Raw genomic sequence first — 23,004 nt, forward strand, 5'->3', positions numbered from 1 at the left:
CGCGACGGCTCCGCCCCGTCTGGCGCGGAGCCTCGGCCCAGGCGGACGAGGCTGGGCGGCTACGCGGGCATGCCGAGCAACACCGCGCCCACGGAGACGAACGCCGCGCCCACGAGTTGGCGGCGTCCCAGCCTCTCTCCCTGAAGCGCGGCCAGGGCCAGCGCGAAGGCGATGGAGGTGTTGCGCAGCGTGAGCACCGCCCCTGCCCCACTGTCGTTCAGCGCCGAGAGCAGCAGCGCGAAGGACAGCATGCAGATGGCCCCCGCGAAGACGACCAGACCGGGACGGCTCCACGCCTCTCGCTGGAGGGTGGCCCACCCCATCTGCCGGCTCCGCTCCAGCACCAGCACGGGCAGCGCGACGAGCAGGCCCGTGGTGAAGAGGGCGGGTGGCTGCGCGCCGTCCGAGAGCGCCATCTTGTAGCTCAGGTGATAGCCGGCGATGGCCACCGCCGACAGCGCGGCCCACGCGACTCCAGACGCAGCGGGCCCCGTGGGACGCGACAGATGCATCACCGCGAGCCCACCGCCCAGCACCACCGCGCCCGTGACGGTCCACGCGGAGATGGGCTCACCCAGTGCCAGCACGGACACCGGCCAGACCAGGAGCATCGCGCCACCTCGCGACACCGTGTACGCGAGGCCCAACGGTGCGCGGTGCAGAGCACGAGACAGCGCCGCCAGATAGACGCTCTCACAGACGCCTGCCCCGAGCGCCCATGCGAGCCCCCGCCAGGAGGGGAACGCTTCCCCTTTCATACCGAGCGACCACAGACCACCGCCCACCACCGCCACGGTGATGACGCCCACCACGCCTGCCTCGGGATTCGGATGCTTCTTGAGCATCGCGTTCCAGGACGCGTGAAGGAACGCGGACACCAACACCAACCCCAGCGCGACGGTCTCCAACGGGCGAGGCTCCTGGACAGCGGCGAAGGCCTGTATCTAGCGCGTCGCCGCGCGCCTCGCAGTCCTCATGCGAGGGAGGCACACTCCTGGTCATGCGAGGGGAGCACAGTCCTCCTCGGAGTTCGCCCGAACCGTCGGTGCGTCGGCCGCGGACAAGCGGGCAGACAGGGAAGGCTCGGCAGGCGACTGGTACCGCGTGGCGTGACGTGCTCACCGCTCGGGAGAGAGGCGCACCGCTCCTTCCGCGAGACCTGGAGCGCGGAGCATCAGTCCACTCGAAGAAGCCGTGCCTTCTCGGGGAGCGGTGCTTCGCGCGTGGCGAGGACACGCAAGCCACTCGCTCCACTCCCGGGGCGACGAGCACCCCACGAGGAGGTTTCGCATCTCCCGCAAGGGCTTGAGCAGGGTGCGCCTGTCGGAAGTGCGACAGGCTTCGCTCGCCTCATCGCCGCTCACTCAGGGAGCATCATCCTCACCGGAGTCCTCGGAGTCCCCCGACACGTCGCCCGAGAGGAAGCGCGCTGGCAGGACAGGCCCCGTGGGCGAAGGCCGCCGCTCGACGAGGTGCTGTCGACCGAAGGTGTAACGCGCCTCCGCATGGGCTCCGAAGGCCGAGCCTTCCGCATGAGCCACCATCACGAGGTCCGTCCGCGGCACCACCCCCGGCGTCACGCTCACCACACACGGCACCGCGCGCACATCCTCACCCTCACCTTCCGGCAGCACGAAGTCCGTCGTCCCCTCGATGAGCCGCGCCTCCGGAGGCAGCACGATGCTCACCGCGATGGGCACGTTGAAGCCCGCCCTCCGCTCGACTTCGGCCACGAGAAGGAGTCCTCCGCCCTCGGCGTCCACCACGCGCCAGTTCACGCGCATCGGAGCGGGCACTCGCGTGGTGAGCCCCGCCAATGAACCTCCGCTCAACGCGGTGGCCGCGCTGTCGTCCGAGGACTCCTCCGTGTGCTCCTCGCCAACCGCCACGCCTCGCGGATGCACGCGGTGGACCGCATCGCGCACCAGACCGGCGCCTCCAGACTTCCCCTTCGACGGTGACGCGGTCGACATGCGTACCGCCGACACAGGCCTCGATGCGGACACCGGAGCTGCTCGAGTCCGCGTCGCGAGGCGCGAAGCCTCCTCCCCGTGCACGGGACCACTCAACGGAACCTCGTCTCTCTGGGAGAAGGGAGGTCGAGGCTCGGGAGGCTTGCGCAGTCGGCCTCGGGCTCGCTCGACGCCCGAAGCCACTCCCGCCGCAAGTGCTCCAATCAGCGCCAGCGCCAGCACGGCGCCCACGATGCGTCGTCGTGACGTCATGAGCACGCACCCCGAATGGCACGCCCCACGCGCGCTCGGGCAACGAGCCCCACCACGTCGAACACCGACACAACATCAGGGCGAACGAGGGCCTCCCGGCCATCCCGCCGGACACGTTCCATCATCGACACCGCGGACTCCAGAACTGGCCCCTGCCGCTCCAACTTGCGCATCACAGCCTCACCGGCACAGGGGCTCATGGCTGGGATACGGATACGCCAGGGTCGGCTCGGTGGCCGCGTCCATCAATGCCCGCGGGTAGCCCTTGCACATCAGTGTGTCCAGGAAGTCCGCGAGACACGGTGCGGCCTCCGTCGTCTCCACCACGTCCACCTGCCTTCCCTCCACCATCCTCCACGTGTGCTTGCGATACCCCCGCGCCCATGGCGCCAGGTTCATCGCCGGAGCCGCGAGCGCTTCGTACAAAACCTGCCGCGACGGCGTACCGGTGCCCAGCCGATAGAGCATGGCGGCCACCTCGTTCTCCTCGATGGGCTGGAGCAATCCGTCCTCGGGCTTCGGCCGAGACCACGCGACCAGCTCCGGTGAACGCGTCTCCAGGTCCAGCCAGAACATCGTCCCGCCCTGCCTGTCGTAGTAGCGGGGATTGCCGCGCGTGTCGGAGCTGAACCACGTGGCCCAGCCCTCACTCCACGCCTGGCCCGGGAAGGTGGGCACCCCGACATAGTGCGGTCCGCCCTCGGAGGGGCTCGTCCCGTGGCTGGCCATCGCCCAGTGCCCCAGCTCGTGGAGCACCATCGCCTCGGACCACCACGCCGCGTCGGAGTCTCCCGGCAGCCAGAGCTGCGCGCCCCAGCGCCGCCCCGCCGCCGTCACCTGCCACGGCGCGAAGCACGCCCCACACGACCACGTCGTGCCGAAGCCCAACCACGCCACCACGGGCAACCCCGTCCGGCCAAACCGCTCCCGCGTGCCATTCCACGCCGCGCTCAGCGCCTCGAAGACCGCCGCCGCGCCCGAGCCCTCCGACTCCTCGATGGCGACCACGGGCGCGTCCATCAACTCCCGCGTCGGGCGCGCCCAGCTCCACAGCCGCGCGGAAGCCCCCGGCGTCACAGGCAGCGTCTGTGGCCCAGACAGGCCCGGGTCCGCCACCGCGTAGTCCACCGTGCCGGGCTTCCCCTGCCCCGCCGCGTACACCACGACGAGGTCCTCCGGGCCCACCTCCGTCGGCAGGCGCACGGTGAAGCGCCCCACTGAGTCCGTCACCCCCAGGTCGATGAGCGTGCCCGCATGGAAGGACGCGACGAGGAAGCCTCGGGCCGGCACCCACTCCGTCTCCGGCGTCCAGTCGTGGAAGGCCGCGTCGGGCAAGCGGCGCTCGTAACGCGCGACACCGCTCAGCGTGCGCCCGGGCGCGCCGCACCAGCCCCGGTTCCCTTCCGCGACACAGCCCGCCTCACATCGCTGTTCGAGCCAGCGCCCCGCCGAGCACCGCTCCAGCGCGCCCATGTCCGAGCAGCGCGTGGTGCTCTCCACACAGGCCGCGCCTGGCTCGCAGTGCGCGCCATCGGAGGATTGCGATTCGACGCAGGCCTCGCTCACCGCGCAGTCCTCGCGCGCGAGCTGTCCGTCGTGACAGCGCTCCACCACGCGAGGCCCCAGACACCGTCCTCCGACAGGAAGCGCGCCGCAGTCGACCTGGGCCCTCACGGCTTCCTCGGGCCCGGTGGAGCACGCGCTCATCCGGCAGGCTTCGTCGGAAGCCTCGCACGCGGCATCACACGGAACGGCTCCCGAGCCCGCGCCACACGCCAGCAACCCCACGCCCAGCGCCCAGTACACGAGCGCCCACCCACTCGCGCGAACAGCCGACTCGAAGCCCAACGCCGTCCCACCTCCACGTCCGCCACACTGGTGACGAGTGCGCGGCAGGACAACATGGTGCCCTCGAAGAACAGCATGAGCAGGAGACGCGGGGGTCCCCTGCTTGCCCGCATTCACCGTGTCGCAATGTCAGACATCCGACACGACAGGCTCTGTTTCCAGCCTGCTCGTCTGCTCAGGGGCAGGCAGGCCCATCGACAAACACTCCTCGCGGGGGCGGGCGCCCGGCGGTGCGACATGGAGGGAGGCCGGGTTCGCCGCACACCCCCGCGAGAAGCAACTCACGAAACTTGAAGACACCCGCTCATGGATGATGCGGGGCCCGGCCCGAGGGAATGATGAAAGGCGCGGGTGAGTCTGGATACTCGACGAGACGGACCTGCAGACCGAAGGTGCTGGCGATGAGTTCCGGACGGAGAACCTGGGCGGGAGACCCCAGCTCCACCAGCTTGCCGTCCGCCAGGACCGCGATTCGATGCGCGTAACGCGCGGCCAGATTCAAATCATGGAGCACCGCGAGCACCGAACCTCCGTCCCGCGCGAAGTGCGTCGCTTCCTCCAGGACGAGATGCTGATGCGAGAGGTCCAGGCTCGACGTCGGCTCGTCGAGCAACAGATAACGATGACCGTGCTCGGGCGCCTCCCAGAGTTGCGCGAGCACGCGCGCGAGCTGCACCCGCTGACGCTCTCCTCCCGAGAGAGAGGTATACGGCCGCGACGACAGGTGCCGGATGTCCATCACCTCCAGCGCGGCCTGCGCCGCATCCATGTCCGCGCTTCCTTCGCCCCGCGTGGCGTGAGGGCTGCGTCCCAGCAGCGCCACCTCCAGCACGGTGAAGCCGAACCCGAGTGACGACTCCTGGGGAAGCACGCCCAGCCGCAACGCGCGCTCCCGGGGAGGCCACTTCAACAGCGGGCGCCCATCCATCAGCACCTCGCCCACGGTGCAGGGAAGTTCCCCGGAGAAGGCCGAGAGCAGCGTGGACTTGCCCGCGCCGTTCGGCCCCACCACTGCGAGGACCTCGCCAGGCACCAGGTTCAGCGACACCGGTCCCAGCGCGCGACCCCGGCCTCGCCACACCTCGACTCCCCGTGCCTCCAGGCTCATGACATCCCCTTGCCGCGCGCCAGCATCGAGATGAAGACAGGAACGCCCAGCATGGACGTGAGCGCACCGACGGGAAGCTCCTGGGGCACCGCCGCCGTGCGAGCGAGCACATCCGCGGCGACGAGCAACGCCGAGCCCAGGAGCGCCGAAGCCCCCATCAACCGCCGGTGGTCCGGCCCGAGCGCGAGCCGCAGCAGCGCCGGAACGAGCAACCCCACGAAGCCGATGATGCCCGTGACGGACACCGCCGCGCCGACGCCCAGCGCCGCCGCGAGGATGAGCCGTCGCTTCAGCTTCTCCACGTCCACGCCCAGGTGCCATGCCTCGCGCTCTCCCAGAAGCAGCAGGTTGAGCGAGCGTGAATCCCTCAGCAGCAACACCAGCGCGATGAGCAGCGGCACCGTGGACGCCACCACCACGCTCCAGGAGGCGCCGGCCAGGCTGCCCCAGGTCCAGAAGGTGATGGTGCGAAGCTGCGCGTCGGTGGCCATTTGCGTGAGCAGGCCAATCCCCGCGCCCGCGCCCGCGCTCACCGCCACGCCCGCCAGGAGGATGCGCGCCGTCTCCGTGCGCCCACCACCCCCGCCCAACCTCTGCGCGAGCAACGTGGCGCTCAGCGCGCCCAGGAACGCCGCGCCCGGTACCACGAGCAACCGGAACGGCCCCAGCCGCGAGCTGAGGGCCACGTCCATGACGATGGCGGCCACCGCGCCCAGGGCCGCGCCGCTGGAAGTCCCCAGGAGGCCCGGCTCCACGAGCGGGTTGCGGAACAACGCCTGGAGCGCGGCACCGCTGGTGGCCAGCACCGCGCCCACCATCACCCCGAGCACCACGCGAGGCAGACGGATGGACAGCAACACCGCCTGCTGCATCGGCTCCAGCCGATATCCCGTCTCCAGCCCCAACGCCTCCAGCGCACTGCCGAACAGCCCCAACAGTGGCACCCGGTAGGAGCCCACCGAGAGCGACGTGAGCGTGACGACCACGAGCGCGGCGCCCAGCACGAACCATGGGCGAGGACGGCCACCAGGCACCCTCACCTGCTCCCGCGCCGGATACGTCGCGGGAGCGGGAGCCACGTCCGAAGCGCTCATGTCCCGTCCTGCGCCGGAAGTCCCATGCCGTCCTGCAAGCGCTGCACGGCCTTGCCCAGCTTGGGCCCCAGGCTCATGAAGTGGACGTCCTCGATGGTGGTCAGCTTCCAGCCCTGCACCTGGGACAGGCCAGGGACCAGCCGAAGTCCCGCCTCACCTCCAACGGCCTCCAGCGAGCTGCCGGGAAGCAGGATGATGTCGGGCGCCGCGCCAACCACGGCCTCGGCCGTCAGCGGCCGGTGACCGGTGTAGCCCGTCACGGCATTCACACCCCCCGCCAGCCGGATGAGTTCATCGGTGGCCGTGTCCTTGCCCGCGACCATGAGGGCGTTGGCGCCCCGGGCATACAGCGCGAGGATGCGCTTGGGCTTCGCCTGCTTCGCCGACGCGGCACGAGCAGCGGCGCGCTTCAGGTCCGCCTCCAGCTCCGCGACGAGCGCCTCACCCTCGGACACCCGGCCCAGCTTCGTCGCGAGCGTCCGGATGCGCTGCCGTGCCGCATCCAGCGTGGGCAGGTTGGACAGCACCACGACTTCCATTCCCGCCGTGCGAAGCTGCTCGAGGACACCAGGAGGTCCCGCCTCCTCCGACGCCAGCAGCCACGCCGCGCCGAGCGCGAGCAGGGGCTCCGCGGCCAGCGCGCGCTGGTAGCCCACCTTCGGCCGGCTCCGGGCCACGGGCAGCGCCAGGCTGGTGTCGTCCACGCCCACCACCTGCGCTCCCGCGCCGAGCGCGAACACCGTCTCGGTGACAGCGGGCCCCACCGTCACCAGCTTGGGCGCGGCGGGAACCGGGGCCGTCTTCGCCGCGACAGGAGCAGGTGCCGCCTTCGCGGCGGCGGGTGCGGCCGGAGCAGCGGCCAGCGCGGCCTGCGACAGCAGCAGCGCCGCCAGGAGCACCGTCACGCGCTTCATGACGCCACCCCGGTCGCGGGCAGCGCGGCGATAAGCTCCTCCATCAGCGCCCGCCATTCAGGCTGCTCGGGGATGCCGGGCTTCCGCTTGCCGAAGAGCAGCGCGATGTTCTCACCGGCCGCGTCGAACAGCTCCAGCGAGGTGACGACGCCATCACGCGTGGGCTTGCGGACAATCCAGGCCGTGTGGACGTGGTCCGTGCGCAGGTGCAGGTTGAAGCTCGGGTCCAACACGTTCATCCACGGGCCCATGGCGCGCACGGTGTGCACGGGGCCGGTGTGAATCTGGATGGCGCCCGGGTTGCCGACGAACACCATGATGGGCAGGCCCGAGGCCGCCACCTTCTCCAGCACCCACGTCAGCGAGGAGGTCGCCACGGGCGTGGTCAACTCACTCCCCACCAGCCGGAGCGCCTGGGTCCGCGCCACCTTGAAGCGGCGCAGCAGCGGGAAGAAGTCGTGCGTGTCCTGGAGCGCACGCCAGCCGGACACCAGGCCCTCCACGTCGATGTCGCCATCGGGCCGGGGGGCCTCCGCCGCGGTGGCCGCCTCCACCGGCACCCCGCGCGACTGCTCCGCGTGGGTGTAGTCCTCCACCAGTCGCTCGAACGCGCTGACGCCGGACTCGTCCTCCAGGTAGACCTTGTGAACGGCCATGCCCGTGCCGTCGAAGAAATGCAGGCTGCGCCGCGTGCCCTCCGGACGGACCTCTCGGAACGCGAAGCCGAAGCGCCAGCGCGTAAGGAACAGCCGCAGGTCGATGTTCTCGTCCAGCACCAGCGCGACGGCGCCGTTCACCTCGACGTTGCGGTACAGGCCGCGCTTCTCGTGCACGGCGCTCTCGTTGCGCGTGAGCGTCATCACCTTGCCCAGCGACTCCAGGCGCGGCAACAACGTGTCGAGGCGCAGGTCCAACCGGACGACGTCTTCACCCACACCGGTGGCGAGCAACTGCGCCTCGCTCACGCCAAGTTGCTCCGCCGCGTCACGAATACGGGTGCGCGGCTGTTCCTCGCGCAGCGACTGCCAGCGCTGACGGAGGGCGGTGGGCTCGAGAGAAGACGCCGGCGAAACAGGTTGGGAAATCATGGCAGACACCAGGGGAAAGGAAGACTTCGACTTCAGTGAGACGCTTCGACAGGGAGACCGCTGGGAGAGACGCCATCCTCGAGCGCGCCAGCCGAGACGGGCGCCGTCACCTTCGTCCAGCGCAGCTTGAGCATCGCGGGCGTGCCGGCGTCGTCGTAGTAGGACAGCATCTCCACCTTGAAGTACGCCTTCGCGTCGGAGCGCACGACGTACACCTGCGCGCGCGGGGACAGCTTGTGCGTCGACACGTCGTAGGCGTACCAGGCGCCGTTGGCCTGGAAGACGGTGTCCGGGTCCACGCCCTCGTCGTCGCCGTCATCCGCGTCGACCGAGTAGCCGCCCGCGGGCGCCTGGGTGAGCTGGGCGAAGTCCTGCGAGGGCAGCACCGCCACCTCCACGCCGCCCGTGCCATTCACGCCGCCGCGCGAGCGGATGCCAAAGCGCTGGAACGACAGGTCCCACGTCGCGTCCGTGCTCGCGCTCACCTGCAGACCGGTGTCCAGGTCCAGGCCCACCCAATCCGTCTTGCTCGTGGCGTCGACGACGGTGGTGATGGAGCCGTCCGTGTTGCCCACGTGGCGCACGTGCGTGCCGTTCGCCGGCACCTCGACGCCCGGCTGCTCCGGCGTGTTGTCATCGTCGTCCCCAGGCGTGGGGACCAGGTCGTCACCGCAGGCGGACAGCAGGCCGGACAGGCACAGGACCGCGGCGGCGCGGCCGAAACGAGACACGGAGAAGAAGGTGGGGCGGGACATTCAGGCTCCTTGAAGGTTCGGGGTGACTCACAGCCGGAACGAGAGGCCGGCCTGGAAGGTGCGTGGTGGAATGGGCAGGTCCGTGGGATTGCCCGCGTCGGCGAGGTTGGAGCCGAGCACGAAGAACTGGAGCGACTCGCGCGCCCTCCAGGCGATGCGGGCGTCCACCGTGACGTAGGCCTCCGACTTGTAGGGATTGGCGACGCCGTCACCATCCGTGTCCGGATAGAAGGGACGCTTGCCCACGAGCGCCGCGCGGACCCACGTCTCCAGGCCCCACTCGCGGTGACGCCACGTGGCCTGCGCGGTGAGCCGGTGGAGCGCCTGACCTTCCAGCGCCCGGTCCAGCTCCTCGTCGTGTCCGTCGGTGAGCGTGTAGGCCACCTCGCCGGACAGGCGCCACGGGAAGCGCTGGCGCAAGCCCAGCTCACCGCCACGCACGCGCGCACGCGCCACGTTGACGTAGGTGAAGAGCTGCTGCTCTCCGCCCTGCTGGAGCGTGGTGCCAATCATGTCGCGCAACGCGTGCTGATACGCGCTCACCCAGATCAGCGAGGCATCCGACGGCCGAACCTCCGTGGACACACTGAAGCTGCGCGAGCGCTCCGGCTTCAGGTCCGGATTGCCGCGCACCGAGTAGCCGACGCTGGGGTTCTCGAAGTCGAGGAGCAGCTCCTGGAAGCCCGGCGCCCGGTAGCCCCAGCCGTAGCTGCCTCGCACGGTGAGCCAGGACAGCGGGTCCACCTTCGCCGCGAGTCGAGGCGTGACGGCCGTGCCGAACTGCGTGTCCACGTCCACGCGCGCGCCCGGGACGACCACCAGCTTGGGGCCCGTCGCCAGCGTCCAACTGTCCTGCGCGTAGAGCGACGCGCGGCCCCGGTCACCCTCGCCCGTCTCCAGTCGGTCCGCCACCAGCCACTCGCCCAGGAACTCCGCGCCGACGACGAACGCGTGACGTTCGCCCACGCGCGCGTCGAGCTGCGTGCCCAGTCGGCCCTGCTGCTCGCGCGTGTCCTCCACCGTGTCCAGCGCGGAGGCGCGGCGCTGGTCTCTCAGGTAGCGACGCTGGAAGTGGGAATACGAACCCTCCACCCGGAGCGTCGCGCCGCTGTTCAACTTCCAGGACGGCGCCAGCCGCGAGTTGATGGACGTGTCGCGGCTCGCCCTGTCGAACACCGCGCCCGCGACGCCCAGGTCGACGCCGCGCTGGGTGCGTCGGGAGAAGCCTGCGGACCCTTCCAGTGACAGGGGACCTTCGCCCTTCAGGTCTCCGCTGGCGGAGACGTCGAAGCCCTCCAGGCTGCTGCCCGTGGTGCCGACGTCCGCGGGCTCCAAATCGTAGGACGCACGGCGCTGCAAGCCACCGCTGAGCCGCAGGCCCCAGCTCTCGCCACGCGCCTCGCCCGTCGCATCCAGGTCCAGCCGCTCCAATTCGCCATAGGCCACGCGCAGCTCACCGCCGAGCGGCTTGCGAGCCCGTCGCGTGATGAAGTTCACCACGCCGCCCACGGCGTCACTGCCGTAGAGGACTGACGACGGCCCCTTGACGATCTCCACCTGCTCCACGTCCTCGAGCGACAGCCGGGACAGGTCCACGCTGCCAGCGACACGGCCCGCGACGCGCTCTCCATCCACCAGCACCAGCACGTACTCGGGCCCCAGGCCCTGCACCTGGAGCGACGCTCCGGCGAAGGTCTGCACCACCTCCAGGCCCGGATGCGCGGCGAGCAACTCCGACGCGTCCCGCGCGCCGCTCGCGACGATGTCCGCGCGGGTGATGACCTCGGTGGCCACGGGCGTCTCACCCAGGCGCTCCTGGGTGCGCGACGCCGTCACCACGGTGCGCGCCACCGGCACCTCGTCTTGCGAGGCCTCGGCGGGTGTCGAAGATGCCGAGGTCGTCGAGGCCCCTGGACCCGCGACGACCTCGGCCTGCTTCGACACTTTTGCCGCATCCTCGGAAGCGCTCGACTCGGCGGAGCCAGGCTCGGCCGCGACAGGCGCTTGCTCATTCAGGGACGGATTCGACGCGGGAGAAGGCTGCTCCGCCTCGGCGGACACCGCTTCACCCGGGGCCGCGGCCTGCGCCAGTTCGGGCGACGCGCGGCCCCACGCCACCTGGGGGGCGGCGCAGGCCAGCACGAGGAGACACCAACTCCCACGCATTCAACGTCCTCCGGCTCATGGCCGGTGGGACTCCACTTCCGGATGGAATCCCCGCGGGGCGCTGGGCTCAAGGGCCTCTGGCCTCAGTCAACTCTCGATACACGCCGGGCCTGGTCACGCCCGGGCACTCCCACCTGCTCAGCCGCCCGTGTTCGGCGCGCTCCCACCACCCGGCGGTCGCTCCAGCGGCACCACTCGCGTGCGGTGGCAGCGACGGCACTTCAGCTCCACACCCTCCGGCACCAACCTCGCCAGCAGACTCCCGCACAGGCACCGCAGTTCGTCCGCTCCACCGCCCTGCTGGCACCCGTCGCTCATCACCGCTCCGCTGTCTGAAACGCAACGGACGATATTGATACTCATTATCAAAGTCAAACCATTCAGACGGGCAGTGTCCTGGGGTGTACAGGGGCGGCCAGGAAGCGGACTGCTAGTGGACTTTGAGGCGGACGGCGGCTTCGCGAGGGACGCGGGGCTTGGGCGTCACCATGCGCGCGATGCCGTAGTACAGCTGGTCCTCGGTGTAGACCTTGCGCACACGTCGGTGCGTCCCCGGGACATAGGCGGGACCTGGGCGCTCCAGCCACTGGAGCACGCGCACCTCGCCGGTGAGGGCCAGGGCGGACAGCAGCTCCGGAGGGCACAGCTTGAGGTAGCGGCGCACGAGCGGGCGCAGCTTCCGGGAGAAGTCCTTGCCGAGCACGGCGTGGCGCCGGCCCGAGTGCAGGGTGCCGTCGAAGCGGCGCGACAGGTGGAAGAGCTCATGCAGCACCGTCTCCAGGCGGGCCTGGGCGGTGGAGCCCCTGAAGAAGAGGGGTCGCAGGGTGATGCAGTAGAGCATCCGCCGGCCGCGAATGCGGATGACGGGCTTGCGCCGACCCGTGCGGTCCGTGGACTTGCCGCCCCGGAAGCACAAGGGCTTCACGGTGCCACGGGAAGCGCGGCGCGCCTCACCGGCCACCACCAGGATGCGGCCCGCCTTCACGTGGGCGAACTCCGGCAGCTTCGTCGCGATGTCCCTGATGAGGGAGCGAACCGTCTTGTTGAAGTTGGGGCGGCGTCGGACCACGAGTGGTGGACAGTCTAGCGGAAAAGCCCTTGGGGGCGGCTTCCGGGGTGCACACAATGTCTAACGTGATGCGCTCGACTTCGCCCGTCGTCCAGCTTGCCGCACTGCTCCTGGTGGGTCTGGGGTGTGCCTCGTCCTCCACCCGGCCGGCTGGTTCCGCCACCCTCACCGCGCAGGACACGTCCGTCGTGTCGCAGGGCCTGACAGAGGCCACCCTGCGCTACAGCGCCCAGGTGTCCAGCGCCGCGCCCGGCGTGGTGGAGCGCGCCGACTACGAGCTGGTCTCCGAGGGGAAGGTGCTGAAGAAGGGCACGATGAAGCTGGAGACACGGCTTGCGCCGGGCGCTCCGGGCGACGTGTCCTTCGAGGAGCGCGCGGCCTACGTGCAGAGCGCGGAAGACCTGGCGCGGCTGAGCGCCCAGGGTGGCACGGTGCTCCTGGCGCTCAGGGGTGTGCTGGTGGTGCGCTCGGGTGACTCCGAACAACAGATTCCGTTCGCCGCGAGTCGCGCGGTGCGCGTGCCCCGGCTGCCCACCATCGTCGTGGAGGAGCTGGATGGGGCGCGCTATTCCGCCGAGGAGGTGCAGCTCAACCTCCGGCTGGGTATCCAGAACCCCAATCCCTTCCCGCTGAAGCTCAGCGGGCTGACGTGGCAGATGGCGGTGGCGGGCAAGGCGCTGGACAGCGGAACGCTGGCCCAGTCGGACAGCGTGGATGCGTCCGCCACGGGGGTGTATCCGGTGGAGGTGGCGGTGACGAAAGACTCGTGGGGGCCGGAGGTGAAGGCCCTCATCTCCCGGGGCGTTTTGCCCTATGGGGTGACAGGGGAGCTGACCGGTCCACTGATGCGGGTGCCGTATTCACTCTCGGGCGAGGTGAAGCTGAACGTGTCCCGGTAGAGTGGGCGGTGCGTGCCCATCTATCTGTTGAGTGACGAGCACCCGGAGCTGTTCCCGCCTCCGGAGCGCGCTGACAAGAGCGGCGTGCTCGCCGTGGGCGGGGACCTGAGCCCGGAGCGGCTGCTCGCCGCGTACTCGCGCGGCATCTTCCCCTGGTTCAGTGAAGGGGACCCCATCCTCTGGCACTCGCCGGACCCGCGCTTCGTGCTGACGCCGGACACGCTGCACGTGGGCCGCAGCCTGCGCAAGACGATGGCTCGGGGTGAGTACGAGGTGCGCTACGACACGGCCTTCGCGCGCGTCATCACCGAGTGCGGCCGCGTGACACGTCCCGGGCAGAACGGGACGTGGATTACGGACGAGATGCTGGGGGCGTACGTCGAACTGCACGAGCGGGGCTTCGCGCACTCGGTGGAGGCGTGGCAGGACGGCGAATTGAAGGGCGGGCTGTACGGCGTGTCGCTGGGCGCGGCGTTCTTCGGTGAGAGCATGTTCGCGCTGGCGCCGGATGCGTCGAAGGTTGCGTTCGTGTCCTCGGTGGAGCGCTTCAAGGACTGGGGCTTCCAGCTCGTGGACTGCCAGGTGGAGACCGAACACCTGGCGAGGTTCGGTGCGGAGTCATGGCCACGAAAGCGCTTCCTCGCCGCGCTCCACAAGGCCCTGCGCGAGCCGACGCGGCAGGGGAAGTGGACGGAAGTCCCCGCGCAGTGACCTCAGTCGGTCACCGCCCAAAGGTCCACGGTGCCATCACCCCAGCCCCAGGCGACGAGCCGGCCATCGGGCGAGAAGAGCGCATCGCTCGTCTGCAGGGAATCCTGGTCGCTGATGCTGAACAACTCTTCCCCCGTATCGAAGTGATGGACACCGAAACCTTGTCCATCACGTGAGGCCGCGAGCAGGTCACCCTGGGGATTGAAGTTGAGGTTGCACGCATAGCCGCTGAAGCCATGAAGCGTCCTCACCAGCCGACGCTCGCCCACGTGCACCACGGCAACATCTTCCGTGTTGCCACCCACGACGAGAAGGGACTCCGTCGGATGGAAAGCGAGGCTCCACGTCGTCGGCGCCTCGATGGACAGCGCCACCGGGCGCGCCCCGTCGGCGATGTCCCAGAGCCAGAGGTTCTCCTTCCGCTTGTCGTCCGGGGTGACGGTCGCCGCCGCGAAGCGCCCATCCGGAGACAGCGCGCACGCCGTCAGGGACACGCCCGTGTCCAGCGGCGCGAGTTCGCAGTGGGGACGCCAGGACTTCACGTCCCAAATCAGGGGCGCATCGCCATCCAACGGAATCAGCAGAGCCCGCTCCCCGCCCGGAGACATGGCGAACAGGGTCACCGCATGGGCCAGGTGTTGCTCACGCATCAGCGACCCATCCTTCGTGGAGAGGAGCACCAACCTCGGGCGCCAAAGCCCCGAGGGCGAGCGGTTCGCGGGAGCGACGGCCAGGACGCGCTCGGCGTCGAGAAACATCGCCGCGTTCCCTTCGAGCCGCTGCTCGTGGGCATGCAGCGGCCCCTCCGACGGCGCCCTCACGTCCCACCACCGAAGCAGTGCTCCCCTGTTGCTCAACGCGAGGAGCGCGGTGCCGCCCGGCTCGAAAGCGAGCTTCTGGCCCGAGGTGTAGGACGGAAGCGCGGGGCCGAGTTGCCCCACCTGCTTCAACCGCGAGACGTTGGCCGGAGTGATGACCTGGAAGCGAGAGTCCATGATGGCGCTGACCGAAGGCGGCGCCATCACGGCCTGACAGGCCCCGCGAAAATCGAGGTCAGCGCTTCACCTTGCACGGAGACAGGGTGCGCTTGGTGAGGATGAGGTCCTCTTCCGTCGGACTCCCATAACGCACGGCTTTCGGTGCGGCCTTCGGCTTCGCGGCCTCGTGCATATAGAGCGAGCCCAGGTCTCGACTGAGCACGAACCTCAGCCCCGCACTGTCGTGCAAGCCGCCGAAGAACTGCGTGCCCCCGTTGCGCAACAGCGCCGGGGTGAGTGCCCCTGGAGGACGGTAGAGCAACAGCGAGAGGTCCTCGGTGGGCCAGTCGCATGGGTCCTTCTTCCCCTTGCGCTCCATCCACGACACCGTGAAGTCACCCACCGTGGTGCTGTCATCCCAGCTCGCGCCGATGCGTTCCCACAGTCGCATGCACTCCGGCGACTCACAGTCGCGCGCGGGGATGAACTCCAACACATCCGGCGGCAGGCCTTCTCCATCCTTGCCCGTCTCGCGCTCGGTGGGCCTGCGCAGCTTGCACCCCGTGGGCTCATCCTTCTGCCGCAACGCCACCGGCGTGCCGGACAGACGCCCGGGTGGCAGCACGTCGCAGTCCACTTCAATCTCCGCCATGAGGAACGTCTTGCGGTCCACGTCCGTCGCCCCCATCCGCGCCGCCCACCAGCTGACGGGCACCGCGCGACAGGCCGCCGTGTCCGCCTTGCCGAACACCCACAGCGGGATGGTCGGGTCCGGCGCGCCGAGCCGCCGCACCTCCTCCTCCGGCACCCGCTTCACCCCCGAGCGCTCCCGCTCGCGGCCCTTGAAGAAGGTGTCCTTCGATTCGGGGATGATGGCCTGATGCACCAGCCAACCCGAACCCTCCATGCCCACCTGCGCGCGCGGCGTGAAGGGCACCAGGTCCGGGCGCTTCGGACAGCCCCGCTCCGGCTCGGTGGGCGCGGTGAGCACCACCTCGCCATCATCGAACTGGGCGCTCGCCCCCAGCGGCGCGAGCAGCGTCAGGCTCAGCACCAGTGAAGTCGACCGCATCTTGAATCGCATCGGCTCCTCCAGAAGACCCCGGCGCCGTGACGCACGAACCCGCCACGCCCGGGCCGGAAACACGCGACGTCATACCTCATGCCGGCCTCCTCACGGCACACCCTGAAACGTCCCCAGCGTCGACCCTTCCCACGCGGATACCTGCCGCATGCGGACGCGACAGGCGAAGCGCCGGCCGTCGCGATATGAACACCTCCGCGTCCCTCCGACGCGGACACACCCCACCCCCATCAGGATGAGCTCCATGCGTGCCCTGTTGACGCTGGCCGCGGTGACCCTGGCCCTGACGGCCTGCAGCAACGACAAGCAGACACCAATGCCCGGCCCCTCGGGCGGCTCGGACGAGGGCGACTGGAAGGACAACGGCGCCTTCGCCGCATGCAAGGTGGACACAGCCTCCAATGCCTGCGGAAGCCAGGGCAGCTTCGATGCGAGCGGCTGCACTCCGGGAGGGCTCGCGACACTGGAGTTGGACGGCGTCTATACCCTTCACGTCCGCGCGAGGAATCCTCGCTACGGAAACACCTACAGCTTCGCGCCCCTGTCCATGAGGCTGGCCTCCACCGGCACCCAGTCCGCGGGTGGACTGAACCTGGACACGCGACTGGTGGGTGTGGCTGGCGGCAATATCTTCCTCTCCGCCTCGCGCACAGAAGGCACGAACGGTGTCCGTCGCCGCTCGTTCCTGGGCTGCCAGTCTCCAGAGCCCGGACGGCTGCAGGGTTGCTTCGTGGAATGCCTCAACGGACGAGTGGAGGGCGAAGGAACCTTCGACGCGAAGAAGGTCACCGTCCCCACGGACGAACCGGAGTCCTCCGGTCTGGAACGGGTGTCCGAGACGCCTGTGACACCGGGACTGCCCGTCGACGTGTACGTCACTCACGGGCACGCCTACGTCGTCTCGCTCGGCGGAGGCCTCTTCGTCTACGACGTGAGGGACCCGGCGCGCCCCGTGCTGACCGAGCACATCCAGCGCACCAATGACACGTACTGGAACGGCGTCTGGTCCCACGGCGATGCGCTCTATGTCGCCAGCGGCGTGCGCGGGGTCATCGTCTTCGACCTGACCGACCCCGCCCATCCCGTGGAGGCGTTCGCGACGGGAGGCACGCGCACCAACGTGCACACCGTGTTCGTGTACGAGAACACGCTGCTCGCCGCCTCGCCCGCGCCCACCGGAGAGGTGCTTGTCTACGACGTCACCACCCCCCTGTCTCCACGGCTGACGGGCGCCTTCCAGGCCGCGGGCTTCGACGCCGCGAGTTCCTACGGGCCGCACGACATGTTCGCCTTCGAGGGGAAGCTCTACGTCAACTTCTGGCGCGCCGGCTATGTCATCGGCGCGCTGGAGCAGAGCGGGACGCCCCGGCAGCTCGGCTCCTACCGCTACGCGCACTCCACCAGCCACGCGAGCGCCGTCGCGCGCTACGGCGAGCGCATCATCGCCTTCGAGGGCGGCGAGGACTGGGGCGCGCATCTGCGCGTGCTCGACGTCACGGACCCAGCCTCCGTGAAGCTCCTCGGCGAGCACCGGATGCGGGAGCACATCTCCATCCACAACATGGTGCTGTCCGGGACGAAGCTCTACGTCGCCTGGTACCACGAGGGCGTGCGCGTGCTGGATGTGTCCACTCCGGAGGCTCCGCGCGAGGTGGCCCACTACCGCACCTTCCGGCCGGACGACGCGGGACGGGGAGAGAGCTTCTACGACGGCGCCCTCGGCATCCGCGTGCCGGGCGACGGCTACATCTACACGGTGGACTCGTCGCGCGGACTCATCATCCTGCGAGAGACAGCGCCCTAGCCTCCGCGCTTCTTGCGCGGCGGCTTCTTCGGAGGCGGAGAGAGAATCTCCACCTCCACCGGCGGTTCCACCTGGACAGCGGGGCCAGCGTCCGGCACCGCCGCGGCCGGCTCCGGAGCCTTCAGCTCCACCCGGTCTTCCAGGGGCACGCGGCCCACGGAGCGGCGGAACAGCTCCCACAGCGCCCGGTGCCAGTCCTCGCGACTCGCGGTGCCCGTCACCACCAGGCCCGCGCCGCTGTAGTTCGCCGTCAGGCCCAGCGGCTGGAGAGCGGCGACCACCGAGGACAGCTGCTCCTGAAGCGCCGGCACCTCGAAGGTCAGCTCCAGCTCGCGCGCCACATACGCATCCGTGCGCAGCATCTCCAGCAGCGCCGCGCGGCATGAGGCGTCCTTCACCGTGGCCGTGAGCGAGCGCTCCGCGCCTTGCGTCGCCTTCAGGTCCGGACAGGCCTTGCGCGCGGAGGTCAGCTTGGACGAGACGTCCTCCGGCGGCGGATTTCCCACCGTGAGGCGCCACACCGCGAAGCGCCCCTCCGCGAACAGCAGGAGGAGCGTGCGCCCCTCCTTCTGACCGGTGAGCAACAGTTCGTTGGTGCCCGGGAGCACCTCGGCGGTGGCGACGGAGGCGTCCTCCACCTCCACCCAGTCCACTGCCGCCAGCTTCTGGAAGCGCTCCTTGCCCGCCTCCAGGGGTAGGACCATGTCCACCGGCCACGCGCCAGCCACGGCGGGGACGAGAAGGGCCAGGAGTGCGCCAAGGAAATACATGCGAGCGGGCATGAGGGCTCCGGCGGGGTGGAACGGACCCTTAGCACGGGATAAGAACGGGCCTCTATGCCTACCTGGGCCCTCTGGGTCGCCTGCCTGGCGCTGTGCTTCGTCAGGTCCTTGGTCGCCGCGGCGGAGTCCGCGCTTTACGGAACCTCCGACCTGCGCGCCCAGGAGTTGGCGGAACAGCACAAAGGCGCGTCGAGCCGACGCGTCCTCCGCCACAAGACGGAGCGCGAGGCCACCGCCACCGCGCTGCGGCTGGGCACGTTGCTGAGCGGATTCCTGGCCGCCGCCATCGGCGCCTTCGTCCCGCCGCGCATGCTGGACTTGACGCGCTACGGCGAGGCCGCCTGGTTGCCGGTGGCCACGGTCGCCGCGGGCGCGCTCTTCGTCGGTGTGCTGGCAAGCCTCATGGAAGTCACCATGCGCGGGCTCGCCAATGCCAACCCGGAGCGTTGGGCGCTGCGGCTGTCCGGCGTCGTGTCGCTGCTGGTGGCGGTGCTGTATCCGCCGATGCGCTTCGTCTTGGGGGTGCTCAACCTGGTGGCCCGCACGTTCGGCCGCACATTGCGCTTCGAGCCCCCTCCCCCGCCGCTGGAGGAGCTGGAGAAGCTCCTGGCCGCGCAGGCGGCGAAGAACGAGGTCGACAAGAGCGCCCCGCAGCTCATCCGCTCCATCTTCGAGCTGTCCGACAAGCGCTGCCGCGACGTCATGGTGCCGCGCACGGAAGTCGTCACGGTGGACAGCACCATCTCCTCCGAGGACCTGCTGCGGCTGCTCGCCGAGGAGAACCACTCGCGCATCCCCGTGTACCGGGACGACGTGGACCACATCATCGGCGTACTGCACGCGCGCGACATCATCCCGCTGCTCCAGCACCCGGAGCTCATCGTCCTGCAGGACATCATCCGCCCCGCGCACTTCGTGCCGTGGATGAAGCCCATCGGCGACCTGCTGCGGGACATGCAGAAGCGCAAGATTCACATGGCCATCGTCGTCGACGAGTACGGCGGCTTCATGGGCATCGTGACGCTGGAGGACATCCTGCGCGAAATCGTCGGCGACATCGGCGACGAGTTCGAGGTGGAGGAGAAGCTGGTCGAGAAGATGGCGGACGGCAGCTTCATGGTGGACGCCGCGATGGAGGTGGACCGCTTCACGCAGGCGTTCGGCTTCCCCCTGCCCGAGGGCGACTTCGACACGCTGGGCGGCTACCTGTCGTCACTGGCCGGGCATCTGCCCGACGTGGGCGAGCGCTTCACCTACAACGGCTGGCAGTTCGTCGTCGCCAACAAGGAAGGCGCCCGCATCGACCGCGTGCGCATGTCCCGGCTCAAGAGCAGCACGCCCGGCAAGGAGCCCCGCGCCAAGGAGACTCGCGCGGAGTCGCCGGCCGCCAAGTCCTGAGCGCACGGCGCAAGCACCTCAGTCGCTCGCGCCCTCGAGCGACGGCACGGGCACCCGTCGCTGCGAGCACCGCGTGTTTCAGTCGGCCGCGCCCTCGAGCGGCGGCACATGCTACCGCTGCGGCGAACCCGTCGCGTGATTCAGTCGCTCGCGCCCTCGAGCGGCGGCACATGCGTCAGCTTCTGCGAGCCCTGCACCCGGAAGGGCGCGCGCCGCTCGGTGCGCCCGAAGCGCAGCACCACGCCACCGCGCACGCGCACCGGCACCGGCGCTTCTCCCGTGACGGCGATGACGCGCTCGGCGGCCAGTGGGAAGAGCACGCGCAGCGGAGCCTCCCCATCGGGAGGCAGCGCCGCGTCCACGTGCTGCTGCCCCGAGGCCACCCGCCGTCCGTCCACCCACAGCTCGAAGTCCACCGACGTGAGGGTGGCCGCGTCCGAAGACGGGTTCTTCACCTGGAGCCCCACGTCGAGCACCCCCGAGCCGTCCGCATGGAAGTCCACGCTCAGCGACTCGACCCTCACCGCGTCGTCATACGCGCGCGGCTGGAAGGGCACCGAGCCCAGGCACCCCGAAGACAGGAGGGCGCCCGCCAGCAGCGCCAGCAGCTCGCGACGCTCTCGCATCAGCCGCCCAGCAGGGGCTGGAGCGCCTCCACCGTGAGGGGCCAGCCCGCGCGGCGGGACAGCGCCTCCAGCGCCTTGATGAACTCCGCCGCCGACTGGAAGCGCCGCACCCGGTCCGCGAAGAGCGCCTTGCGCACCACCTGCACCGCGTAGTCCGGCAGGTCCGACGTCACCGACGACAAGAGCGGCACCCGCGCGTCGCGCACCTGGTGCATCAGGTCCGACTCGTTCTCCCCGGAGTGCAGCCGCCGGCTGGCGAACAGCTCCCACAGGATGACGCCCACCGCATACAGGTCCGTGCGCGCATCCACCGCCTGCCCCAGCACCTGCTCGGGGCTCATGTACGGCAGCGTGCCGCGCAGCGCTCCGGAATCACCGCGCATCATCCCCTCGACCTCCGCCACGCCGAAGTCCGTCACCTTCACGTCGCCGTTGATGCCCAACAGCACGTTGGCCGGATTCATGTCGCGGTGGACGATGGTGGCGCCGTTCTCCCCCACCTTCGCCCGGTGGATGTAGTCGAGCGCCTTGAGCATGCACCAGGCGATGTAGCAGGCGGACTCGGGCGGCATCGCCGCGCCGGCCTTGAGCAACAGCTCCTGCATGTAGCCGAGCGTCCGGCCACTCACGAGCTCCTGCACCATGAGGTAGTCCGGCCCCGCCTTGAACAGGCGGAACGTCCGGACGATGTGCGCGTGCCGCAAGCGCACCGTCAGCTTCGCCTCGTCGACGAAGGCCTTCACATAGGCCGTGTCGTTGCGAAACGACGGATGCAGTCGCTTGATGACGACTTCGTCCGGCTCGCCCGGCGAGCGCTGCGTCGTGGACCGGGCTTTCGCCTGGTACACCTCCGCCATGCCGCCGACAGCCAACCGGCCGACTACCTCATAACCACCCAGGTCCGGAGCTTCCGCCACGGCACAAGCCTACTGCGATTTTCCGTCCGCACCCATTATTCAGCAACGAGGGCTGAATACAGCGCCTCGTACCGGGTGGCGGACGCATCCCAGGAAAAGTCCTTCTCCATGCCTCGACGCCGGAAATCCCCGAGCCGGAGCGGGTCCGCGTAGAGGGAGAGGGCCCTGCGGAAGGCGGCCAGGAGGGCGGCCCGGTGGAAGGCCTCGAAGAGGATTCCGTTGCCGTCCAGCCCTCCCTCCACGGTATCCACCAGCCCTCCGGTGGCCCGGACGATGGGCACCGTCCCGTAGCGCAGGGAGTACATCTGATTCAGGCCGCACGGCTCATACCGGCTGGGCATCAGGAAGAAGTCCGCCCCGGCTTCCACCAGATGTGACAGCGCCGGGTCGAAGCCCAGGTGCACGGACACCTGCTTCGGGTAACGCTCTTGCAACGCGCGCATCCCCTCTTCCAGGGGACCCTCGCCGCTGCCCACGCCCACGAAGCGGATGTCCGCCTGGAGCGCGGTGGGCAGCGCGTCCAGCAGGAGGTCCATGCCCTTCTGCCACGCCAGCCGGCTGACGATGGCGAACACCGGCGCATCCCCCTCCGGCAACCCGAAGCGCCTGAGCAGCTCGCGCTTGCACACCGCCTTGCCCGCGAGCTCCCGAGGGCCGAAGCGCTCCGGGAGGAACGGGTCCGTGGCCGGGTTCCACTCGTGGGTGTCCACCCCGTTGAGGATGCCGTGCAGCCGATGGGAGCGGCGGCGAAGCAGGCCGTCCAGCCCGTAGCCCTGCTCGGGCGTCTGGATTTCACGCGCGTACGTGGGGGACACCGTGGTGAGCGCGTCGGCGAAGACGAGGCCGCCCTTGAGCAGGTTGACGGTGTCGTAGAACTCAAGCCCCCCCTCCGAGGTGAACAAGTCCCACGGCAACCCGAGGTCCGCCATCACACCCTTGGGGAACTGGCCCTGGTACGCGAGGTTGTGGATGGTGAACACGCTCCTGGCGGAAGCCAGCGCGGTGGACTGGAAGCCGCGCCGCAGCGCCACCGGGACGAGCCCCGTCTGCCAGTCGTTGGCGTGGATGATGTCCGGCACGAAACCCAACCGCTGGGCGGCCTGGAGCGCGCCCACGGACAGGTAGGCGAAGCGCCGGGCGTTGTCGCCGAACTCGCCCCATGCATCGCCGTACAGGCCGTGGCGGTTGCCGAAGAAGAACTCGTTCTCCAGGAAGAGGACCTCCAGCCGCTCCGACATCCGCGCGGAGAGGATGGGGCCGCCCTGCTCTCCGAAGGGGAAGCGAAGCTGGAGCGACTGGCCCGTGGGAGACAGGCGCCCAGCGTCCCGCAAATCCCGGTAGCGCGGGGTGACGACCTTGACGTCATGGCCCAGCGACGCGAGCGCGACGGGCAGCGCGCCGGCCACGTCCCCCAGCCCTCCCGTCTTGGAGAAGGGCGCCACCTCCGAGGAGATGAAGAGAATCTTCATGTGGCAACCATGACGGTTGCACGGGATGAGTCAACCGCGAACGTGCGCGCCCTTTCCCCGTCCCTTATGT

The 23,004-nt window shown here is 69.7% G+C and carries 21 protein-coding genes; 4 read left to right on the plus strand and 17 right to left on the minus strand.

The features are described from left to right. Positions 1-59 precede the first annotated feature (59 nt). From FJV41_RS08510 to FJV41_RS08560, 11 genes are all read right to left on the minus strand, one after another. A complete protein-coding gene (locus tag FJV41_RS08510) occupies positions 60-908 on the minus strand; it encodes an EamA family transporter (protein ID WP_141641924.1) in 849 nt (282 codons plus the stop codon). Positions 909-1,364: 456 nt separating this feature from the next. Further along, complete coding sequence (locus tag FJV41_RS08515) at positions 1,365-1,973, minus strand: hypothetical protein (protein ID WP_220137841.1); 609 nt, start codon at positions 1,971-1,973, stop codon at positions 1,365-1,367. 432 nt (positions 1,974-2,405) lie between these two features. Then, positions 2,406-4,073, minus strand: coding sequence for a hypothetical protein (locus tag FJV41_RS08520; protein WP_246137094.1), 1,668 nt, complete (start codon positions 4,071-4,073; stop codon positions 2,406-2,408). A 304-nt stretch (positions 4,074-4,377) separates the two neighbouring features. Beyond that, positions 4,378-5,181, minus strand: a complete 804-nt coding sequence (locus FJV41_RS08525; RefSeq protein ID WP_141641926.1) for a heme ABC transporter ATP-binding protein — start codon at positions 5,179-5,181, stop codon at positions 4,378-4,380. Beyond that, positions 5,178-6,275 (minus strand): FecCD family ABC transporter permease, encoded by a 1,098-nt coding sequence (locus tag FJV41_RS08530; protein ID WP_141641927.1) that lies wholly within the window; start codon positions 6,273-6,275, stop codon positions 5,178-5,180. Before FJV41_RS08530 ends, FJV41_RS08525 begins: the two co-directional genes overlap by 4 nt. After that, positions 6,272-7,189, minus strand: coding sequence for a heme/hemin ABC transporter substrate-binding protein (locus FJV41_RS08535; protein WP_141641928.1), 918 nt, complete (start codon positions 7,187-7,189; stop codon positions 6,272-6,274). The genes FJV41_RS08530 and FJV41_RS08535 overlap by 4 nt, the downstream gene beginning before the upstream one ends. Beyond that, positions 7,186-8,277, minus strand: coding sequence for a hemin-degrading factor (locus FJV41_RS08540; RefSeq protein ID WP_141641929.1), 1,092 nt, complete (start codon positions 8,275-8,277; stop codon positions 7,186-7,188). The genes FJV41_RS08535 and FJV41_RS08540 overlap by 4 nt, the downstream gene beginning before the upstream one ends. Positions 8,278-8,309: 32 nt before the next feature. Next, the gene (locus tag FJV41_RS08545; RefSeq protein WP_141641930.1) at positions 8,310-9,032 is read right to left on the minus strand and encodes an HmuY family protein; all 723 of its coding nucleotides are present in this window, start codon (positions 9,030-9,032) and stop codon (positions 8,310-8,312) included. A gap of 27 nt (positions 9,033-9,059) precedes the next feature. After that, positions 9,060-11,198, minus strand: a complete 2,139-nt coding sequence (locus FJV41_RS08550) for a TonB-dependent receptor plug domain-containing protein (protein WP_246137095.1) — start codon at positions 11,196-11,198, stop codon at positions 9,060-9,062. A 138-nt stretch (positions 11,199-11,336) separates the two neighbouring features. Continuing rightward, positions 11,337-11,516: a hypothetical protein gene (locus tag FJV41_RS08555; protein ID WP_174454862.1), complete on the minus strand. Its 180-nt coding sequence runs from the start codon at positions 11,514-11,516 to the stop codon at positions 11,337-11,339. Positions 11,517-11,628: 112 nt separating this feature from the next. Continuing rightward, positions 11,629-12,267: a hypothetical protein gene (locus tag FJV41_RS08560; protein ID WP_141641931.1), complete on the minus strand. Its 639-nt coding sequence runs from the start codon at positions 12,265-12,267 to the stop codon at positions 11,629-11,631. 56 nt (positions 12,268-12,323) lie between these two features. Here FJV41_RS08560 and FJV41_RS08565 point away from each other — a divergent pair, with 56 nt between their 5' ends. Continuing rightward, positions 12,324-13,166: an LEA/WHy family protein gene (locus tag FJV41_RS08565; RefSeq protein ID WP_174487811.1), complete on the plus strand. Its 843-nt coding sequence runs from the start codon at positions 12,324-12,326 to the stop codon at positions 13,164-13,166. A 12-nt stretch (positions 13,167-13,178) separates the two neighbouring features. Then, a complete protein-coding gene (gene aat / locus FJV41_RS08570) occupies positions 13,179-13,877 on the plus strand; it encodes a leucyl/phenylalanyl-tRNA--protein transferase (protein WP_141641933.1) in 699 nt (232 codons plus the stop codon). A 2-nt stretch (positions 13,878-13,879) separates the two neighbouring features. Here aat and FJV41_RS08575 read toward each other — a convergent pair whose 3' ends face one another. After that, a complete protein-coding gene (locus tag FJV41_RS08575) occupies positions 13,880-14,872 on the minus strand; it encodes a WD40 repeat domain-containing protein (protein ID WP_141641934.1) in 993 nt (330 codons plus the stop codon). Positions 14,873-14,930: 58 nt separating this feature from the next. After that, positions 14,931-15,938, minus strand: a complete 1,008-nt coding sequence (locus FJV41_RS08580; protein WP_141641935.1) for a hypothetical protein — start codon at positions 15,936-15,938, stop codon at positions 14,931-14,933. Positions 15,939-16,182: 244 nt separating this feature from the next. Here FJV41_RS08580 and FJV41_RS08585 point away from each other — a divergent pair, with 244 nt between their 5' ends. Beyond that, a complete protein-coding gene (locus FJV41_RS08585) occupies positions 16,183-17,742 on the plus strand; it encodes an LVIVD repeat-containing protein (protein ID WP_181790491.1) in 1,560 nt (519 codons plus the stop codon). On the opposite strand, the gene FJV41_RS08590 is transcribed toward FJV41_RS08585, so the two are convergent. Next, on the minus strand, positions 17,739-18,524 hold the full coding sequence (locus tag FJV41_RS08590) for a pilus assembly protein N-terminal domain-containing protein (RefSeq protein WP_141641937.1): 786 nt from the start codon (positions 18,522-18,524) through the stop codon (positions 17,739-17,741). The genes FJV41_RS08585 and FJV41_RS08590 overlap by 4 nt on opposite strands. A 54-nt stretch (positions 18,525-18,578) precedes the next feature. On the opposite strand from FJV41_RS08590, the gene FJV41_RS08595 reads away from it, so the two are divergent. Beyond that, on the plus strand, positions 18,579-19,922 hold the full coding sequence (locus FJV41_RS08595) for a hemolysin family protein (protein ID WP_141641938.1): 1,344 nt from the start codon (positions 18,579-18,581) through the stop codon (positions 19,920-19,922). A gap of 140 nt (positions 19,923-20,062) precedes the next feature. Here FJV41_RS08595 and FJV41_RS08600 read toward each other — a convergent pair whose 3' ends face one another. The 3 genes from FJV41_RS08600 to glgA are packed head-to-tail and all read right to left on the minus strand — an operon-like array spanning position 20,063 to position 22,934. After that, positions 20,063-20,548, minus strand: coding sequence for an LEA/WHy family protein (locus FJV41_RS08600; RefSeq protein WP_141641939.1), 486 nt, complete (start codon positions 20,546-20,548; stop codon positions 20,063-20,065). Continuing rightward, positions 20,548-21,465, minus strand: a complete 918-nt coding sequence (locus tag FJV41_RS08605) for a serine/threonine protein kinase (protein WP_141641940.1) — start codon at positions 21,463-21,465, stop codon at positions 20,548-20,550. The genes FJV41_RS08600 and FJV41_RS08605 overlap by 1 nt, the downstream gene beginning before the upstream one ends. A gap of 35 nt (positions 21,466-21,500) precedes the next feature. Next, a complete protein-coding gene (glgA, locus tag FJV41_RS08610) occupies positions 21,501-22,934 on the minus strand; it encodes a glycogen synthase GlgA (RefSeq protein WP_141641941.1) in 1,434 nt (477 codons plus the stop codon). Positions 22,935-23,004 lie beyond the last annotated feature (70 nt).

Origin of the sequence: Myxococcus llanfairpwllgwyngyllgogerychwyrndrobwllllantysiliogogogochensis, from assembly GCF_006636215.1 — a bacterium.
GTDB classification, from domain to species: Bacteria; Myxococcota; Myxococcia; order Myxococcales; family Myxococcaceae; genus Myxococcus; species Myxococcus llanfairpwllgwyngyllgogerychwyrndrobwllllantysiliogogogochensis.